Source organism: Mucilaginibacter sp. BGA-UO-ETr-C110 (genome assembly GCF_059567985.1).
This window is the reverse complement of record NZ_JCAQPB010000002.1, coordinates 4325523-4344853: the sequence shown is the minus strand read 5'-3', so window position 1 is coordinate 4344853 and position 19331 is coordinate 4325523. Positions and strand designations below refer to the sequence as shown.

The window sequence follows — 19331 nt, the reverse complement described above, 5'->3', positions numbered from 1 at the left end:
TGGTGTCAGCCATGATCCGGCTATGACAGATAATGAAATTAATTGCAGCGAATACAACCACTTAATTAATAAACTGACATTCAAATGTATAAAAATTTTACTGCATTTACTTGCGGCAAACAACGTGGGCGCCTATATAAACCTGTGCTTATCATGAAACTAACCCTAATTTTGCTAACGGCCACCTTTTTACAGGTAACAGCAGCAACTTATGCGCAGAAGGTTACATTGAAGGCCGAAAAAAGCAATCTGAAAGAAGTATTTGAGCAAATACAAAATCAAACAGGATACGATTTTTTATATAACTCAGATGATTTGAAGTTTGCCAAACCGGTAAGCCTTGATCTTAAAAATGCTCCCTTAAAACAGGCGCTTGATATGTGCTTTGACAACCAATTACTCACTTATGTAATTGAAAATAAAACCATATTAATTAGTAAAAAAACCGGTCAGAACGATAACATAAAGCCCCCGAAAAAGATTACGGGAAAGGTTACTGACAATAAGGGTTTTCCCTTGCCCGGTGTAACAATCAAAGAAAAAGGGACAAGAACGGGCGTTGTGACCGACAATAATGGAAATTATACCATTAATGTTAGTGATGATAATGCCATACTTGTTTTCAGCTTTGTTGGTTTCGTAACGCGCGAAATACCGCTTAATGGTAAACCACAACTCAGTATAACGCTCGAGGATAATCCAACAGATCTGAACGAAGTTGTGGTGGTGGGTTATGGTACCCAAAGGAAAGAATCAGTTACCGGGGCCATTACTTCTATTGGTACCAAAGATCTGGTACAATCACCAACTGCAAATTTGAGTAACGCCTTAGCCGGGCGTTTATCTGGTTTAACAGCTATTCAAACCTCCGGAAAACCTGGAGATGATAACTCGACCCTATATGTGCGTGGCGTTGGAACTTACACGGGTGTAACCGCCCCACTGATCATGGTTGATGGTGTTGCCCGTGATACCTATAATGATATTGACCCCAATGAGGTTGAAACGGTAAGCATATTAAAAGATGCTTCGGCTACCGCGGTATACGGTGTTCGTGGCGCCAATGGCGTTATTCTGATCACCACCAAACGCGGTAAGGAGGGTGCGCCCAAGGTAAGTGGTACTGCCCAAACGGCTATATCACAATTCTCCAGTATGCCAAACTTTGTTAATTCATATCAATATGCTTCATTATTAAATGAGCAGAGTTATGAGAATTACTGGATTCAACATTCACGTGACGGAGACATAAAAACATGGAATGATTTTGCTCAGAAAAGAGATGCCAACTGGGTAAAAGAAGCTACGATCTATTACTCTCCCGAGGATCTGAAATACTATCAGAATGCGCATACGCCGACTGTTGGTGGCAAACCAAATCCTTATTACGATCCGTATGGACACCCTGATCAGGATTGGAAAAAACAGATCTTTAATAAGTTCACCCCGCAAACCCAATACAACGTAAATATCACAGGCGGAACACCATCAGTGAAATATTTCGTATCCCTGGGCTATCTGAAACAGGGTGGTTTATTTAATACGGATTATATGCCATTCGGCGATGACATGCAATTCAAGAAAAAACGCTACAATTTGCGCTCAAACCTCGATTTTGATGTCAATAAAAACTTCAGAGTATCGGTTGATATAGCTACGCAATACGTAACGGTAACGGGTATGGATAATGACGAGTATACCTGGGAAAAACGTATCCTATGGTCTTCGCCACTTGGATCTCCCGGTATTATCAATGGTAAGTTTGTGGTGCCGTTCAGTAATCAGAACGAGCAGTTGAACCCATTATATGCTATAGCTAACAGCAACAATTACAACATCAATACCAATAGTACTTTAAATTCTTCCATCAAATTAACGCATAAGCTCGATTTCCTGGTTGAGGGATTATCAGTAAACGCGCGGGGAGCTTATGACAGTTATTTCCAGGATCGTTCATACGGAAAATATACGCCGCTATTATATGGTGTACGAACAAATCCTAACGGCGATAAACTAAACCCCATTCTGGTGCAGCTAACCAATGATGTGGCACCGATGCGGTCAACCGATTATTATACCGGAAAATGGCGCAAGCTATATGGGGAGTTCTCCATTAACTACAACCATACTTTCGCAAAAAAACACGCTGTTACAGGTCTGATACTGGCTAACGCCGAGAAACGATACGACCCAACCTATGTACCCGATCTTCCGCATGCTTATGAAGGTGCTGCTGCAAGGGTAACTTATGCTTATGACAACCGTTATCTGGCGGAGTATAACATGGGCTATAACGGTTCTGAAAACTTTCCTGAAGGCAAAAGGTTTGGCTTCCTGCCGGCCTATTCATTGGGATGGATAGCCAGTAACGAATCCTTTTTCCCGAAAACTGATTATGTAACCTATTTGAAGATCAGGGGGAGCTTAGGAAAAGTAGGTAATGATGGTATTTACATACCGGGCAGTAATCCTGCACAGTTGGCTCGTTACCTGTATTTACCTGATACCTGGAAATACGGCGATAGCTACACTTTTGGAACATTAAATGATCGTAACAGTGTACAGGGAGCCATGGAGAACGTATTGGGAAATCCAAATGTTACCTGGGAGGTTGCCACCAAATCAAACATCGGTTTAGAGGCGCATTTATTTAACGAGCGTGTTTCTATCACCTTTGATCACTTTAACGAACATCGTAAAAATATCCTTTCATACCGCGGCAGCGTTCCTGGTATTGTCCAGGCAACCTTACCTCCTTACAACTTGGGTGAGGTGAAAAACTGGGGTAATGAGCTGGAGATATCCTATAACAGCGCACCCGGGAAATTTACCTGGTGGGTAAAAGGAAATGCCTCAACCAACAAAAACAAGGTTATTTTTCAAGACGAGGCTATTGCTCCCGGACAAGAGTATAACGCTGCTACCGGTCGCCCGATTAACCAGGGATCATATCTGCAGGCTGATGGTTTATATACCTCATGGTCGCAATTATATGCTATGGACGGTAACGGAAACCCAATACTATCAAGCCCGGTACGAGCCTTGGATAAAAGCGGAAAACCCTATGTAAACGCGGCCGGGCAACCGGTTTATCAGAAAGACCTGGGTTATGCAGGAGCTCCACTACAACCGGGAGAGGTAAGACTGGTTGATGTTAACGGCGACGGTATCATCAATGAAAAGGATTATGTTCGAACCGGCAAAACGGACATCCCTGAGCTTAGTTATGGCCTGTCATTCGGTTTTAGCTATAAAGGGTTCGACTTTTCGGCCTTATTGCAAGGTGTTGGCGGAGTGGCCAAGTATGCTATGCAGGAGTTGCACTTTAACAAACAGCAGTCACTTTTTGATGTGGATTTGAACCGCTTTACCCAGGAGCGGTATGATAATGGCGACAGGATCGACTTTCCTATTGCTGCCTATAATCAGGCGGCGGCTTATAGCACTTTTTTCCTGAAAAGCACCTCGTACCTGCGATTGAAAAATATGGAGATAGGATACACCCTCAAGCCAAGCTTCTTGAAGAAGGTAGGTATTAAATCCGCTCGTTTTTATGTGAATGGATTGAACCTGTATACATGGTCGCCTAATAAAATATGGGGCGATCCTGAAAACTTAGGCTACATCGGTTATCCGCTAACCCGAACTTATAACGTGGGTTTAAATGTTAATTTTTAATCAATTAATAGCTAAATGATGAAAAGAATAAATATAATCATATTGCTTTTTGTGGGGCTGATAGGTGGTTTGGTTTCAACAAGCTGTAAAAAAAGCTTTCTGGAAAAACCCAAAGGAGGATCAGTAACCGTTGATACTATTTTTGATAGCAAAAACCAGGCGCAATACGCGATAGCAGAAATGTATTATCTGTGTGTAAGGGGCTATTTCCCACAAACCTATGACGGTTGCCGCCCCGAAGCTATAACAGATCAGCTTTACATAATACACCCGGCCTATGACTGGGCTTCAAACACTATCGGTACCGGATCATATATTACTGGTAACATGAGTGCTGATGCTAGCTGTGATTACGGATTTGGATCAGATAACGGTTCGGGCTATGGCTGGCATTATAAAGGCATAAGGCAGGCCAACCTGGTGTTAAAAAACATCAATAAAGTTGCCGATGCCGATGCCAATTGGAAAACAGATGTAAAAGGTCAGGCTCTTTTTTGCCGGGCTATACAGCATTTTGAAGCATTCAGATATTACGGTGGTATCCCTATTGTAAACAAACCTTTGGACGGAGACTCAAAGATCGCAGTACCGCGCAGTTCAGTACAATCTGTAGTTGATAGCGTAGTTAAATGGTGCGACCAGGCTGCAAGTATGCTGCCTGCTACGCGTGCATCCGCCGATTTTGGAAAGGTTACCAAACTAGCCGCTCTGGCTTTAAAAGCCAGGATATTGTTATATGCAGCAAGCCCGATTTATAACACACCAGCCAATTTAAAAGCTGAAGTATCAGGTGCCCGTTTTGGGGATAGTCGCGATACAGTATTGGCTTATCCTACCTATGATCAGGAGCGTTGGAACAAAGCTGCCAAAGCTGCTAAAGATGTAATAGATAATGCAGGAGGTGCTGGGGTATCATTACTCAACACCGGAAAACCTTTAACAACCGGCGAAACTTATGCCACACTTGGCGACTATGAATCGGTATGGAATGTGTTTGCTAACCAGGAACTGATATTAGTGAACACGGCCAACCAGGCAGGCAGCGGCTTTGTATGGGGACAGTATTTATCGTCGAAATTGCGTTTGGCTCAATGGGGGGTTAAAAATAATGTGCCTGTTGAGTTTATGCAGCAGTATGAAAAACTGGATGGTACTAAATGGACTTTGCCGGCTACCGGTGCCGATCTGCCGGTTGATATTAAAGCACTTAATCTTGATCCGCGGTTTTACCAGACAATTGCTTACGATGGGATGTACTACAGCAGTCAGCGCGGTGTTTTAGCCTATTATAAAAAAGGTGATTATTCAACAGATGGCAATTTGGCCAGCAGTGACGCCGGAGTTGACGGTTATGCCACGGAGGTATACAAGTTTGTAGCCCGTGTAGATAACATGACCGATAATCACTTGGCCTGGCCGGTGTTTCGTTTAGCTGAGTTTTATTTGAGCTATGCCGAAGCATTAAATGAATACCAGGGGCCGGGGGGCGATGCCACCAACTATCTTAACCTGATTAGGAAGAGAGCCGGAATGCCCGAAAAACATCCTGCTGATGCCGGGTCATTCAGGGATGCTATTCAAAATGAACGTACTATAGAATTAGCCTATGAAGGTCATCGGTATAACGACCTTAACCGTTGGCTAAAGGCAAAAACGGTGTTAAATGGCACTTTGCATGGTATACAAACTACCGCCAGGAAAGGTACAGATGGGCAATTAAAGCGAACCTGGCAAACTGTACCTTTTGTTACAAGGGTATTTCCTGCAAAATACTATTACGTCCCGTTCCCAAGCAAGGAGATCAGTTTAAGATATCTGGGGAACAAGAGTTGGGATGGACAAAATCCGGGGTGGTAATCAGCTATACACATTAACAAGTAATGAGAAAAATGAAAAAAGAATATATAACCCTTTTTGCATGGATTTTTACGTTCTGTAGTTTTTCTGCCGCTAATGCGCAAACTACAAATGTTACTCAGGCAGATTCCACTAAAATCAGCAATAATGCTGCAAAGGCCATAGTTGATGGTGGAATAAAAACTGAAAGATCCTGGAGAAATACAGGTGCCGTTTTTACCCTGCCGGGTGAAGACCTAACCCATATGACGGTAGGCAATTTATTAAATACACTTCAAGGCCGGATCCCGGGTTTAACCGTAGTAACCGGATCTGGTGAACCAGGCTATGATAACCCTACGCTTTATGTAAGGGGACAAAGCAGTTGGAATATAGCCGGGAATCAGGTGCTTATCTATCTGGATGGCTCACAGGTTGATATGGGAGCTATAAGTGGTTTATCGGCCTATGAAATAGAATCGGTAACACTATTAAAAGACGCGGCTGCATTGGCCGTATATGGTTTACAGGGCGGAGCCGGTGTATTAAGTATCAAAACCAAAAGAGGCACGGTGATGCCTAAAACCCAGATAACCGTAAATGGCAGGTATGGGATACTCAGCGCTATCGACTTACCTACGGTAATGGATGCTTATGGTTATACCACAGGTTATAATCAGGCTTTGAAAAATGATGGCCTGCCCATTAAATATCCAAACCCAGAGTTGTATAAAGCGGCTAACGACCCGTTCCACCCAAATGTGAATTGGTATGACGAGTTGCTTAAAAAAACATCAACTATTCAGGATTACAATTTCTCTTTCAGGGGCGGCAATGCTACAGCTAAGTATTTTGTATTAATGAACTATACCAACTTTGAAGGTTTATACAAAAATGCCGATATCATTGATAAAGATTTTGGTACAAATGCCAAGTACACCAAGTTAAACCTTCGGGCTAATGTGGAGCTGCAGTTGAATAAAAATCTTTCAGTAATGGCTAATATCAGTGGCATAACCGAAGATAGAAATACGCCTTCGGGTTTTGCCGCGGGTGATGTATTCAATGCACTCATGTACCTGCCGGCTTCAGCTTTCCCGGTGAAAAACCCTAATGGTTCATGGGGAAATAGCTCTGCATATGGTTTTAACCCGGTTGAGCTCTTACAACAAAATGGTGTATACAGTTCCCATACCCGCACCCTGCAAACTACCTTTAGCTTTACCCAAAAACTGGATGCCATAACCAAGGGCTTAGATCTGAAAGGCTTGGTATCATTTAGCAATCAGTACGTTGGTGTTTATCAAAAGCTTTTCTCGGTGCCATCTTATGAGATCGTAAAAGATGCCAATGACCAGCCGGTGATGTCAAATGGTAGTGTTGTTTATAAAACAATAGGCACTATCAGTCAGGCAACTAATGATAATGGTGGCCCATTTTGGAACAGGACTACTGTGCAGGTAGGTTTTGATTATGACCGTAGTTTTGGCAAACATACTTTTACCGGTATGATCATGGCCCGCAGACAGGGCTATAGCCACAACGGTTTGACTTATCAGGTACGTACACAGGGTTTGTCTGGTGATTTGACTTATGACTATGATCAAAAATACATTGTTGATTTTTCTGCCGCATACAACGGATCAGCTGATTTTGCACCGGGTAACCGATATGGTTTTTTTCCTGCCCTTGGTTTAGGCTGGATATTATCTAAAGAGGACTTTCTGAAGGATAACACTTCTGTCAATTTTCTGAAACTAAGAGCTTCTTATGGTTCTACCGGTAACATTAATGAAAATTACCGTTTCCTATATCAACAATTTGCTGTAGGAGCCCCAGGATGGATCACCGGAACCGCTAACACCAACCATGGTGGCCTTGCAGAAGGCCCTTTCACTAACGCAAATGCAGCCTGGGAGAAGAAAACCACACTAAACATTGGTGTTGATTGGGAATTATGGAAAAAGCTTTCAGGTACCATTGACGTATTTACAGAAAAACGTACCGGTATCCTGGAGATTCCATCAGCGGGCGTTCCTGACTATACAGGGTTTAATTTACAATATGCTAATACAGGTGAGGTACATAATAAAGGAATTGAAGCCTCTCTTAAGTTTGATGAAAAGCATCGTAATTTTGAATATTATGTAGGAGGATCGGTAGCTTTTGCCCGGAATAAAATAACGCAAAGGTCTGAAGCCCCACAACCTTATAACTACCTGTACACACAAGGCTATCCTCTTAACCAAATGCGGGGATTGGTTTTCAAAGGCTTCTATCAACAGTCTGATTTTGATGCTAATGGTAGCTTAAAGCAGGGAGTAGTTGCCTCGTCTTATACCAATGTGAAGCCAGGCGATCTGAAATTTGCCGATCAGGATGGCAATGGTATCATTAATGATTACGATAAAGTACCCTTAAATTATACCAAACTGCCCGAAATTACTATCGGCTTTAACCTTGGTTTCAAATTTAAAGGATTTGATTTCGACGCTTACCTGCAGGGAGTGATGCACCGTACGGTAAGTCTTCTGGACGATGCGCCGTACTATATTAAACCATTTGTAAACAATAATAACATTACCGCATTTTCGGCAAACAGCTGGACGCCTGAAACGGCTAACACAGCCACTTCGCCGCGCCTTTCGACCTTGAGCAATGCCAATAATACGCAGGCTTCTGACTTTTGGATGCGTAATGGCAACTTCCTGAAATTGCGCAGTGTTGAATTGGGCTATACTTTACCTCAAAAGGGCTTTTTAAAGAAACTTGATGCTGTAAGGATTTTTGTGAACGGAACCAACTTGTTTACATGGGATAAAATTGACGATCTGGAGGCCGAACGCCTTTCTATGGGATATCCTTTAATGAAAACTGTAAGTTTTGGAATGAAAGTGAAATTGTAGTAATAAACCATTTGTAATTACAAGGAAATGAAAAAAAATCGATATATAATAGCATTGCTGGCAATGGGTACGCTGCTTTACTCCTGTAAGCGTGATTACCTGGACGTGCAAACTTTGCAGGCCGGTGTTACTGTTGATAAACTTTACAGTAACTACACCTATGTACAGCAGCAGGTTTGGAATATTTACAGCTATCTACCAGATGGCTTTGCCAATCTGGATATGGAGGCGGCTACCGATAATGCTGAAGCTACCAACGCGTTAGACACAGCACAAACCTTTAACACCGGTACCTGGAATCAATACAATAACCCTGCTGATGTCTGGGCCAGGAATTTTAAAGGTATAAGACAAGCCAATCTTTATCTTAAAAATAAGAACGCGGTTGATATTTCTTATATTAAAGATAAGATCACATCAACAGATTCAACCGCCTATTTTAACGCACGGAATAACGTTAAATTCATGGAAGGCGAGGCACTTTTTCTAAAAGCGTTTTTCTACCTCGAATTGGTTAAACGTTACGGAGGGGTACCAATTTTTGATCAGCCGTTTGATTATGACGACGCTAATACCTGGAAAAATGTACAAAGAAATTCCCTTGACGAGTGTCTTAAGTATATTGCTTCCTTATGTGATAAGTCGGCGGCTATTATACCTGCTAACCTTAGCCCTTATTCCTGGTACGAGGCTGGCCGTGTTACCCAGGGAGCAATAAAGGCCTTAAAAGCCAAGGCCTTATTATATGGAGCAAGTCCGCTTTTTAAAGATAACGGTTCAACCGTAACCTGGGCTCAGGCAGCGGCGGCTGCGCATGATGTAATAGCTTTAGGCTCTTATTCGCTTGATGCCAATTACACCAATTTATTTGGAGCAAATAGCACAACATCAGCCGAGCTTATTTTTTATCGTCGGTACGGAGCCATAAATACAGTTGAGTATGCAGCTTATCCAATCGTATTTCAAAATAGCAGGGGGAATAGCATTGCACCAACTGAAAACTTTGTAGAGAGTTTTGAAGTGCTTCAAAAGGATGGTTCCGGTACAATTACCGGTTCAGTACCATTTAGCTGGAGCAACCCAACCCATGCCGCCAATCCTTACCAGAACCGCGACCCACGTTTTGCCGCTACGGTGGTGTATAATGGTGCAACTTTTAAATCTACCGCCATCGAAACGTTTACCGGAGGTAATAGTGGTTTGCCAAAACAAAATGCCACTAAAACAGGCTATTACATGTCAAAATGGGTTAATCAATCTATTGATCTGGTCAATAATACCACGACCAACCATGCCTGGATCTATTTCAGATATGGAGAGCTTTTGCTGAATTATGCCGAGGCTATGTACAATGCCTATGGTGCCGATGCCGATCCGCAGGGATACGGGATGACTGCCCTACAGGCTATAAACAAAGTGCGGCAACGGGTAAAAATGCCGGTATTAACTGTTCTGAGTCAGCAAGTCATTGAACATGAGCGCAATGTGGAATTGAGCTATGAAAATCAACGTTTCTGGGATGTCCGCAGGTGGAAAGAAGGATCGTTGTATTTCAAAACCCCGGTAAACCGCATCGAGATCACTAATGCAGGCGGCTCAAATAGCTATGCCGTTAAGCAATTAGAAGCACGGGTGTTTGACGAAAAAATGAATTGGTTCCCGATTCCGCAAAGCGAAATCGCGAAGACCAATTGGAAACAAAACCCAGGTTGGTAATCATATCCCGGATCATCATATGGACAATATGATGATCCATCTTAAATATTAAGGATTTAAAAAATATTTTATGAAAATTCATGTATCATCAATGCTAAAATGGACTGTCTGTTTAGTGTTGACCATCGCTTCCTGCAAACAGGAATACCTGGAAGGTGTAAAATCAAATCCAGTGGTAAAAGTTTATTTACCACAGGCAGAAAAAACAAACGGACTTGTGGATGCCCTTGTAGACGGCAAGCTGACCGTGGACAGTGTAGCTGGAACGGCTAATTTTTCGGTTCCTGTTTATCGTGGTGGCGAATCAAACTTTGATGCGCTAACTGTAGATGTAGGCATTGATAATACCGCGATAGCAGGTTTGGTTGCATCGGGCGCGTTACCTGCCAATACTATTGTACTTGACCCGGCCGATTATACTTTGCCATCAAAAGATTCGGTAGTGCTTGATAACCATATCATGAAAGGTACCATCATACCTAAAGTAAAGATCGCCTCTATGACTAAATATGGTGGAAAAACGGTGGCTTTGGGTATTAAAATAGCCAATTCATCAAAGCAGGCTATCAATACAGATATGAATAAGGTAACCATCTATTTTGATGTAGATCAGCTATTGGACGCGGTTATTCCTAAAAGTAATATGGTTGATAAAACCAAATGGACGGTGTTAAAGATAGCCTCTAACGATAACGTTACATTTAAGGTTAATGATGACGGAAGTATATTGGCATCAGGAGGCAGTGGCGGACACCAGGGTGTTTATCAACCTTTTGAAGTAAGAGCCAATAAGCAGTATAAGATCGACTTTAATGTACAGGGGCAAGGTGCAACAAACACCTGGTTTGAAGTTTACCTGAGTACCTTACAACCAACACAGAATAAAGATTACAGCGATGACGGCATACGTATGGCGCTCAATACCTGGACGGGTTGCGGAAATACGCCTTTTAACGGTTTATTATCAGCTGTTAAATGTGCCGGCAGCGGCAATGTGGTTTCATTCCCTAATGCCGGTACTGTTTGGCTGGTTATTAAATCAGGAGGAGATAATCTGGGTACCGGTGGTATAAAACTCACTAATATGGATTTTAGAAGGGTTAATTAACCTATGATATTGACGAGCTCTTTTTGAGATATAGTTGATATAGTATATTGATACTATGAAGCGTCCCGGGGTGAGATACGGGGCGCTTTTTTGTTTTACAGACTAAAACAGTGTTTACAATGTTAATTCCTTGATTATCGTGGGATCATTGTAATCACAGTAACGTACCCAATTGGGGGTTATTTTAAGGTGTACAATTCCGTGCATGGCCTCTACTCTTTGGCGCCCATCTTTGAACGTATCAAAGTATATCTCCCTATAAAAGGTATCATCTTCTTTTAGTTCGGTTGCTATACCCTCATATTGCAGCGTTATCTCGTTGTCCCAACCAATTACTAGCGCTACGGCAGTGTTTTGTATGATGTTTTGGTATTTTCTGGAGGTATTGGAGGTGTCAAAAACGATTTCCAATTCAGGAGTAACAGCAATACCAATTAACGCTGCTTCGGGCAGCGATTTTTCATTTACAGTTGTAAGCACAGCTAACAACTGCTTTTTTATAAAAGCATACAGGAATTGTTTGTTTACGATGCCCATTCATAAGTAAATTATCCAGGTACTACTATTTGATTATTTATTACAAATTATCAAATAGTAGTACCTTCAAAAAATGTTAAATAAGAAATTTATAGGCCTAAGCAGTATATTGTTTGTCATGATTGTTTGGGGGAGCAGTTATCCGGTAACCAAGATGATCATCAATGACATAGCGCCGATAACACTTGCTTTTTGCCGTTGTTCTGTAGGGGCTATTACTTTATTGCTTATATTTTTTATCAATAAGGATAAACCGATCAGGGAGTATTTGGTTGATGCACCCTGGCTTCCCATTATTTTTATGGGTCTAACAGGTGTTACCTGTTTTTATATTCTTTTTAATATTTCGGCCCAAATGACTTCTGCATCAGTGGGCTCTTTGATACAGGGGTTTATCCCAATTTGCATAGCCTTATTTGCCGCGGTGTTCCTTAAGGAGAAATTGTCCGCCGTGCAGATCATTGGGATAATTGCCTCTTTAATAGGCGTAATGCTGATCGGGTTTTTATCAAGCGATAATAACAGCGACACCAGGAATAGTATAACAGGTAACATGCTAATGATCATCGCTGTAATTTCATGGGCAGCGTACACCATTATGTCAAAAAAGACAGCTCATTTTAATCCTTTATTAATAACCAGCCTAAGCACATGTATTGGTTCACTGTGTTTACTACCCGCTGCAATATTTGAAAACCGGCACTCGGGCTGGCCGGTTATCCACCTGAGTTCCTGGCTGGCTATCTTGTATCTCGGGGCCGTATCTTCGGGCATCTGTTATTTGCTTTATAATAAATCGCTCCGCTTATTATCGGCTTCACAGGTTGGAAATTTTACCAATCTTGATCCGGTAGTTGGATTGCTTATAGCACTGGTTTTTTTAAATGAACACATCAATGTTTTACAGATAGCCGGCGCGATTTTAGTTTTGGGTGGAATTGTCCTGAGCACCAGGAAAAGCCGGTTAGCGGGTTAAATTAATTCAGATCGGCTGTATTTATAAATGTAAATATTGATGAAAGTTAAACGCATTGTAACCAATATCAGCACACCCGATGTCGCGGAAGCTAAACGTTTTTACCAGGATGTATTAGGGCTTGGTCTGGTGATGGATCATGGCTGGATAGCTACATACGGATCACCTGATAACATGAGCATCCAGATCAGCTTTGCATCTGAGGGTGGATCCGGTACACCGGTTCCGGATGTTTCTATAGAAGTTGATGATCTTGACGCCGCTATTGAACGGGTGCATAAAGCCGGCTTCAAGATAACCTATGGGCCGGTTGATGAACCCTGGGGAGTACGACGCTTTTTTGTGCGCGATCCCTTTGGTAAGCTGATCAATATATTGGCTCATTTATAACATATTGACCCCTTATCGAATAATGGCCACCCATCCGGCTAAAGGCTTGTTGCCATTCTTTAGGTCGATGATATAATAATAAGTTCCCGGTGGCACTTTACCGCCATGATAAGTGCCATCCCATGGTGTACCATAGCCGTTGGCATGAAATAAGGCCTGGCCATAACGGTTAAATATATTAACGGTACAATTGGGATAGTTGACCAGGTCGTCAATTTTCCACACATCGTTAAAACCATCGCCATTGGGTGTAAATGTATTGGGGATATGAATGGGGGTTATTACCGTAACCGTAACCGGAACTATGGATTGACAACTGAGCGATGAGGTAGCCGTGAGGTAATAAATTGTAGTAACCGCAGGATTTGCTATCGGGTACGGTGTATTAGTGCTGCTCAACCCCAATGCAGGTGACCAGCTTAATGATACAATATCCCCGGATAGTTGAGGAACCAGCGTAACGTTTTCACCCAGTTTTATGGTTGGGTTTTGGGCGAAAACAATCTCCGGCGCCGGATTAATATGAGCCTGTATAGGCTGACTGGTTTGTGGTACAGTACAACTCACATTATTAGCCGTAACACAGGTAACCAAATCGCCGTTTTGCAGGATATAGCTAAAGGTAGGCTGGTTTAATCCGGCATTAACACCATTTACCTGCCATTGATAGCTGTTAACTGAAGTTCCAGCTGGGATGCTTGCTGTAAAGTCGATAGCCTTACCTGCGCATACGGTAGCGTCAGCCGGGAGGGAGTTAATGGTAGGAACAATGCCTCCTTGCGGAGAAGTAGAGTTGATAGAACTCACTACCGTTACCGGAACATTGATAGAGGTCGTGCCCCCCAGCATGGCAGGCGTATTGGTATTACCATTATTATTACCAACTATGCCATTCCCTGCAATGGTAGTAAGCTGTCCTGCCGGGGTTATACGCACAATACGCTCATTATCGGTATCAACCACGATGAGGTTACCAAAAGGATCCAGTTTTATGCCAATAGGATTGTTTAAAGTTGCCTTATCCCTGGGATTGTTAGTGTACAGCTGGATTGTGGTAACCTTACCCGATGGATCGATCTTGCGGATGGCATTATTTTTAGAATCGGTAACATATAAATTCCCCTGGTTATCCCTGATAATGCCTTTGGGCTGGTTAAAACTAGCCGCAGCCCCCGTACCATCTGTAAACCCTGAACCGTCATGACCTGCTATGGTGGTTATGGTGCCATCGGGGGCTATTTTTTTGATAGCGCTGCTATAATCGGTTATATATAAATTCCCGAGCGGGTCTGTAGTGATACCGATAGGGTTGTTTAATTTTGAAACAGATGATGGTGGGGTAATGGTGGTAACCTTCCCACCAGGCGTTACCTTGCGAATCTGATAATTCCCCTGTGTTATGTACAAATTACCGGCAGCATCTATAGTGATACCTTTAGGATCCTGAAAACTCGCGGCGGTGCCCAAACCATCAACTGTTTTGTTTTGACCGTTACCGGCTATTGTGGTAACCGTACCATTAGGCGTTATCTTCCTGACGCGGTCATTCTCATCAATTACATACAAATTTCCCGAAGGGTCAATTGTGATACCATTAAGTACTTTAAATTTTGCAGTAGCGCTGTTGCCATCGGCATAACCGCAACCACTGCCACCTGCAAAAGTTGTTACCGTGCCGTTAGTCGCAATTTTTCTGATACTGCAACTATAACTATCAGCTACATAAATGTTACCGTCTGCATCAGTTACGGCGTCAGCAGGTACACTAAAAGTAACAGCCTGGGGATTAGGTCGCAAATTGCTGCTGGTAAGTGTAATGGTTTGGTTCCCGAGATTTGCGCAATTCAAATCTAGTGGGGTTATAGTATTGGTTAGCGTGCTACCATCACATACAAATGGGCTGCCCAGATCTGCAACTTGTACCTCGTAACTTCCACTCTCACTCAATTTAAGTGTTATAGGTCCGGGCTTTGGAAAAATTACAGGGGTAGCATAAGAGGTAACCGTAAAAAAAATAGCCGTGATGCCACCAAACTGATCGCTGGCAGTAATAGTTATGTTAGTTGGTTGATTTACGATTAACGGAGTGCCCGCAAGCGGATCTTGTTTAATGCTAAGTGTTGCGTTGTTACTACAGACATCATGAGGTGCATACATCGCGGTATAATCGGGCAAAACGGTATTGCAGGTATTGTCTGCAGGGATGGTTATATCATGATAATCTGGAAATACAGGGGTACTGGCAACTATAACCGGTATTGATTTAGTTACTGTTGTAGCAGGTGTGCCATTACTGGCTGTTACGGATATGCTTTGCGGGCCAAGTGATGAGCAATCAAGAGGGGGGGAATTAACCACTGTAGTCCCGTTTGCAGCAAGTCCAGTGACATCGGCAACATCTGTAAATACAACAGTTTTGTGGCCAGTTTCGTCAAGTTGTAACCTTACGGCCACTTTAGGCGTAATTTGCGGAGCTTGTGCCCGGGAGGCACTAAAGGCAAAAGTTATCAGGCAAAGTACACACAGTCCTTTTTTTAATGCTTCGGATACACCAGCAATTATCCTATTGTTTTTTAGATGATTGGCAAAGACAGAAATAAAGGTTGAACGCATCTTTTTCCTTGCATTACAGACAATGTATCGCATTATCCATCAATTAACACAAAGCCATTAATTAGCAAATTAAACGAAAAGCCAGTTCATTATGTTCAGTGTGCCTGTATCCATATTATTCATTATTCAGAAACGCTTGAATGGCCGGCTGGCAAAAGATGACATTACTTTAAACCAATTAAAAGGTTTAAAGCCTAAATTAGTGATCATGAAAATGGAGCGGCATCTTCCTGCTGATATTTTAAAGCCCTTTGTTGAGCATTACCTTTTTATTGAAAGCGAACAGGGTATGGAAAACCGTGTGCTGCCTGACACTGGTATGGTGATGGGATTTAGGTATAAAGGCACTATAAGCGATGAAATTGCGGGAATAAAAAATAATTTGCCAGCCGCACTCATTACCGGATTAAGGAAGTCGGTTCGCCTGATTAATTATGCAGGGCAGGCTGCTACGTTACTCGTTATTTTTAAACCTGGAGGAGCGGCCACCTTTTTTAAAGAACCACTTCATGAATTGTTTGGGGTTAGCTTAGCGTTGGATGCCCTGATCGGGCAGCAGAAATTAGCCGAAATAGAAGAACAACTGGCAGAAGCAAATGATAGTTTTCAACGAATTGCTGTTGTTGAGCGGTTTTTACTTTCCAGGTTATATGATACCAAACCCGACCTGCTTATCCAGTACGCTATCCGGCAGATCCGGCTGGCGAAAGGAGTTATACGGATCAAGGATCTGGTAAATACCTTGCCCGTAAGTCATGACCCATTTGAAAAAAGGTTCCGTAAACAAACCGGTAGCTCTCCCAAGCAATTTTCATCCATAGTTCGTTTACGACATTTGATAGAAAGCCATGATCCATCGGCCAATCTCACCGAAACGGCCTTGTCTGCCGGTTATTTTGATCAGGCCCATTTTATAAAAGATTTCAGAACATTCACCGGGCAAACCCCGCATGAGTTTTTCCGGTCGGCCATTTACTGGTAAATCAATGATTTTTTACAATTATTAGGTTTCTGCATTGCTGAATTTTGGATAAACAATAATTCAGTGAAAAATGAGATCAATAATAATCAACGCGGGCTGTATTCTTTCAGGGATTCTGCTCATTAGCATGCCTGTGCTGTCACAAGTAAAAACAAATCCATCAACCACATCATCAGTAAAAATGAAAACAGATCAAAACCTGCAAAATAATAAAGCGGCAGTGTACAAACTTTATACAGAGATATTAAACACCGGAAAATTTGAATTGTTAAACCAGGTAATTTCCGACGATTATGACGGAGTACAAGGTGAAAAGGGCCCCGCAGGTTTTGCCCAGGCCGTAGCGCCGGTGCGGGCAGCATTCCCGGATATTAAATGGACAATTGACGATATTATTGCCGAGGACGATGAGGTGATGACCAGGTGGTCATGGATTGGTACTTATACCAACGCATTTAATGGGGTGCCGCCAACCCATCAAACAATAACGCACCATGCCATTACCATTTTTAAGTTTAGCAACGGTAAAATTAGTAAAGGATGGATGGAATCAGACAGGCTGGGTTTCTTTCTGCAAACAGGGGTTATTCCTGCCAGTTTGATCCCTGCTCCACCGGTTAAAAAATAAAACATCAAAAGAACATACATCATGCAACAAATATTCATCGACAAATTTATAATCCCTCAAAACGCCAAACAAGAATTTACCGAGCGGATGAACTTCAATAGGGGTTTTATTAAAAACTTACCAGGCTTTTTAGGTGATATAGCTTACGAGCGCGAAGACGAAAACGGGAATATCATTTGTATTACCGTTGCCACCTGGGAAAACGAAGATGCTTTAACCCAGGCAAAACAGGCAGTGCAGGCAGAATATCAACGTATAAATTTTAACCCGGCCGAATTACTGACCCGCCTGCAAATTACTATGGAACGGGATACTTACCAACCAGTCGGCAATTGATCAGAGTATCAGTAGGTATATTCTATTGGTATACCTGCTGATATTTCATTCAGGCTTAAGGGATCACTTTTTTGCGGCGGAATTCATCAAAGAGATCCACAAACATTTGTTCGGTATCTATATACTCATGAAAGCCAAAGCGGCGTGCTTTGGAACCATCGGCAAAAAAGTCATAGTCCCAGGAGAAAACAAAATCGCCAAAACCCCAGTAAGAAACATCTTCGTATCGATGTTTTTCGAGCCCGTACTTTTCCTGTATCTTTTCCCACAGTGGCGCTTTATCAGCCATTACCGTTTGCAAAGGCATTTGCAGTGGAGGCGCAATTTCAATATCAAAATAGCATGCAATTTTAGGCCACATTTCGTTCCACCTGAACAGGTCACCATTGTTAATGTTAAAGGCCTGATTAGCACAGTTTGGGCTTGTCGCTGCCCATAAAGTAGCTTTTGCCAACAGCCCGGCATCGGTCATTTCCATCAATTTATCATAAGCGCCCGGCTTACCCGGAAAGCGTAAAGGGATCCCCAGCTCTTTAGAAATAGTAGCATAAACAGCAATGAGGAGAGCCAGGTTCATGGGATTACCCAATGCAGTGCCGCCCACTACCGAAGGCCTGATGGCCGACCATGTCCAGCTTTTGCCTTGCTGCCGCTGTTCCAGAAAACTTTGCTGATCAACATTAAATTCCGGCGGCATATGACCGGCGTCGCTCTCTTTGGCCGGTGTTTTAAAAGGGCCAAGATGCGCGCCATAAACCTTATATCCCTGCATCAGGCTGATGTGCTGCAGATTTAAAGCAATAGGCTCGATAGCATCAACCACGTTAACCAGCATGGCTAAATTGGGCTCTACCAGTTCGGCCCAGGTAGGTTTATCCTGGTAGGCGGTATAAAATATATGAGTAACCGCCGATAGTGAATTGAGTTGTTTAACGGTATCCACTTTGTCGAGTAGGTTTACCGGGATATAGGTAATGTTTGTTGAAGAAGTGCCTCCCCGCCGGGATAGGCCGATAATATTCCAGTCGCCAAGTGATACAAGATGGTTAATGAGATTAGTGCCGATAACGCCGTTGGCGCCTACTATTAGTGCTGTTTTTGCAGGGTTTGAAATTTGATGGCTCATGATATTTTGTTTGTTGCTGATATCAAAATTCAGGTTTTTGAACCCTTTAACCCTGTAAAAAACAAGCATTAGTATGTAAGATCATAGGTAAAATGCAATGAAAAAAATATTTTTCAAAATACATTGTAATACGATGCTATTTGTATAGCTTTGTATTATGGAAGCCAATGTTATAGCAAAATGGGAAACGCAAATGAAAAAGGGCACGCTTGATTTCATTATACTGCTGCTTTTAAAAAAGAAAGACCAGTACGGTTACGAATTATTGGAGCATATAAAATCGGCATCGGGGTATGATATCAGCGAAGGAACCATCTACCCACTTTTAAACCGCTTAAAAGATGATCAGTTAATTGAATCAAAATGGGTGGAGATGGAAACCGGCATGCCCCGGAAATATTATAGTATCACCAGTAGCGGTCAGGCTTCGTTAGAAAAAATGACAGCATTTTGGGCCACGCTCTCCGGCAATCTTAAAAACCTTATTTAAAAATATTAA

General features: G+C 42.4%; 14 protein-coding genes. 11 read left to right on the top strand and 3 right to left on the bottom strand.

The window, feature by feature from the left end:
- The first annotated feature begins 153 nt into the window (after window positions 1-153).
- The 5 genes from AC57BQ_RS18655 to AC57BQ_RS18635 all read left to right on the top strand — a co-directional run bounded on the left by AC57BQ_RS18655 (window position 154) and on the right by AC57BQ_RS18635 (window position 11244).
- Window positions 154-3678, top strand: a complete 3525-nt coding sequence (locus AC57BQ_RS18655; RefSeq protein ID WP_496407699.1) for a TonB-dependent receptor — start codon at window positions 154-156, stop codon at window positions 3676-3678.
- Window positions 3679-3693: 15 nt separating this feature from the next.
- On the top strand, window positions 3694-5535 hold the full coding sequence (locus tag AC57BQ_RS18650) for a RagB/SusD family nutrient uptake outer membrane protein (RefSeq protein WP_496407698.1): 1842 nt from the start codon (window positions 3694-3696) through the stop codon (window positions 5533-5535).
- Between the two features lie 32 nt (window positions 5536-5567).
- Window positions 5568-8420, top strand: coding sequence for a SusC/RagA family TonB-linked outer membrane protein (locus AC57BQ_RS18645; RefSeq protein ID WP_496407697.1), 2853 nt, complete (start codon window positions 5568-5570; stop codon window positions 8418-8420).
- A gap of 27 nt (window positions 8421-8447) precedes the next feature.
- Window positions 8448-10136 carry a RagB/SusD family nutrient uptake outer membrane protein gene (locus tag AC57BQ_RS18640; RefSeq protein ID WP_496407696.1) on the top strand — a complete coding sequence of 563 codons (1689 nt, stop codon included), beginning with the start codon at window positions 8448-8450 and terminating at the stop codon, window positions 10134-10136.
- Between the two features lie 70 nt (window positions 10137-10206).
- Window positions 10207-11244: a DUF1735 domain-containing protein gene (locus tag AC57BQ_RS18635; RefSeq protein WP_496407695.1), complete on the top strand. Its 1038-nt coding sequence runs from the start codon at window positions 10207-10209 to the stop codon at window positions 11242-11244.
- A 114-nt stretch (window positions 11245-11358) separates the two neighbouring features.
- On the opposite strand, the gene AC57BQ_RS18630 is transcribed toward AC57BQ_RS18635, so the two are convergent.
- Entirely contained in the window at window positions 11359-11781 is a 423-nt protein-coding gene (locus tag AC57BQ_RS18630) for a pyridoxamine 5'-phosphate oxidase family protein (RefSeq protein WP_496407694.1), read from the bottom strand.
- A gap of 73 nt (window positions 11782-11854) precedes the next feature.
- On the opposite strand from AC57BQ_RS18630, the gene AC57BQ_RS18625 reads away from it, so the two are divergent.
- Both AC57BQ_RS18625 and AC57BQ_RS18620 read left to right on the top strand, forming a co-directional pair.
- A complete protein-coding gene (locus AC57BQ_RS18625; protein WP_496407693.1) occupies window positions 11855-12757 on the top strand; it encodes a DMT family transporter in 903 nt (300 codons plus the stop codon).
- Between the two features lie 39 nt (window positions 12758-12796).
- The gene (locus tag AC57BQ_RS18620) at window positions 12797-13147 is read left to right on the top strand and encodes a VOC family protein (RefSeq protein ID WP_496407692.1); all 351 of its coding nucleotides are present in this window, start codon (window positions 12797-12799) and stop codon (window positions 13145-13147) included.
- A gap of 12 nt (window positions 13148-13159) precedes the next feature.
- Here the strand turns inward: AC57BQ_RS18620 and AC57BQ_RS18615 are convergent, their stop codons facing one another.
- Window positions 13160-15760, bottom strand: a complete 2601-nt coding sequence (locus tag AC57BQ_RS18615) for a T9SS type B sorting domain-containing protein (protein ID WP_496407691.1) — start codon at window positions 15758-15760, stop codon at window positions 13160-13162.
- Between the two features lie 91 nt (window positions 15761-15851).
- On the opposite strand from AC57BQ_RS18615, the gene AC57BQ_RS18610 reads away from it, so the two are divergent.
- The 3 genes from AC57BQ_RS18610 to AC57BQ_RS18600 all read left to right on the top strand — a co-directional run bounded on the left by AC57BQ_RS18610 (window position 15852) and on the right by AC57BQ_RS18600 (window position 17706).
- Window positions 15852-16742, top strand: coding sequence for a helix-turn-helix domain-containing protein (locus tag AC57BQ_RS18610; RefSeq protein ID WP_496407690.1), 891 nt, complete (start codon window positions 15852-15854; stop codon window positions 16740-16742).
- 70 nt (window positions 16743-16812) lie between these two features.
- Entirely contained in the window at window positions 16813-17370 is a 558-nt protein-coding gene (locus AC57BQ_RS18605) for an ester cyclase (RefSeq protein ID WP_496407689.1), read from the top strand.
- Between the two features lie 21 nt (window positions 17371-17391).
- Complete coding sequence (locus AC57BQ_RS18600) at window positions 17392-17706, top strand: hypothetical protein (protein WP_496407688.1); 315 nt, start codon at window positions 17392-17394, stop codon at window positions 17704-17706.
- Between the two features lie 55 nt (window positions 17707-17761).
- On the opposite strand, the gene AC57BQ_RS18595 is transcribed toward AC57BQ_RS18600, so the two are convergent.
- Window positions 17762-18832 carry an SDR family oxidoreductase gene (locus AC57BQ_RS18595; protein WP_496407687.1) on the bottom strand — a complete coding sequence of 357 codons (1071 nt, stop codon included), beginning with the start codon at window positions 18830-18832 and terminating at the stop codon, window positions 17762-17764.
- A gap of 157 nt (window positions 18833-18989) precedes the next feature.
- Between AC57BQ_RS18595 and AC57BQ_RS18590 the strand changes: the two genes are divergently transcribed.
- Entirely contained in the window at window positions 18990-19322 is a 333-nt protein-coding gene (locus AC57BQ_RS18590) for a PadR family transcriptional regulator (protein WP_496407686.1), read from the top strand.
- The last annotated feature ends 9 nt before the right edge of the window (window positions 19323-19331 follow it).

Excerpts from the sequence above, each read along its gene's own strand:
- AC57BQ_RS18610 (WP_496407690.1), top strand. The coding sequence starts at position 15,852 with ATGTTCAGTGTGCCTGTATCCATATTATTCATTATTCAGAAACGCTTG.
- AC57BQ_RS18650 (WP_496407698.1), top strand. The coding sequence starts at position 3,694 with ATGATGAAAAGAATAAATATAATCATATTGCTTTTTGTGGGGCTGATA.
- AC57BQ_RS18600 (WP_496407688.1), top strand. The coding sequence starts at position 17,392 with ATGCAACAAATATTCATCGACAAATTTATAATCCCTCAAAACGCCAAA.
- AC57BQ_RS18605 (WP_496407689.1), top strand. The coding sequence starts at position 16,813 with ATGAGATCAATAATAATCAACGCGGGCTGTATTCTTTCAGGGATTCTG.
- AC57BQ_RS18615 (WP_496407691.1), bottom strand. The coding sequence starts at position 15,760 with ATGCGTTCAACCTTTATTTCTGTCTTTGCCAATCATCTAAAAAACAAT.
- AC57BQ_RS18640 (WP_496407696.1), top strand. The coding sequence starts at position 8,448 with ATGAAAAAAAATCGATATATAATAGCATTGCTGGCAATGGGTACGCTG.
- AC57BQ_RS18645 (WP_496407697.1), top strand. The coding sequence starts at position 5,568 with ATGAAAAAAGAATATATAACCCTTTTTGCATGGATTTTTACGTTCTGT.
- AC57BQ_RS18625 (WP_496407693.1), top strand. The coding sequence starts at position 11,855 with ATGTTAAATAAGAAATTTATAGGCCTAAGCAGTATATTGTTTGTCATG.
- AC57BQ_RS18655 (WP_496407699.1), top strand. The coding sequence starts at position 154 with ATGAAACTAACCCTAATTTTGCTAACGGCCACCTTTTTACAGGTAACA.
- AC57BQ_RS18595 (WP_496407687.1), bottom strand. The coding sequence starts at position 18,832 with ATGAGCCATCAAATTTCAAACCCTGCAAAAACAGCACTAATAGTAGGC.
- AC57BQ_RS18630 (WP_496407694.1), bottom strand. The coding sequence starts at position 11,781 with ATGGGCATCGTAAACAAACAATTCCTGTATGCTTTTATAAAAAAGCAG.
- AC57BQ_RS18635 (WP_496407695.1), top strand. The coding sequence starts at position 10,207 with ATGAAAATTCATGTATCATCAATGCTAAAATGGACTGTCTGTTTAGTG.
- AC57BQ_RS18590 (WP_496407686.1), top strand. The coding sequence starts at position 18,990 with ATGGAAGCCAATGTTATAGCAAAATGGGAAACGCAAATGAAAAAGGGC.
- AC57BQ_RS18620 (WP_496407692.1), top strand. The coding sequence starts at position 12,797 with ATGAAAGTTAAACGCATTGTAACCAATATCAGCACACCCGATGTCGCG.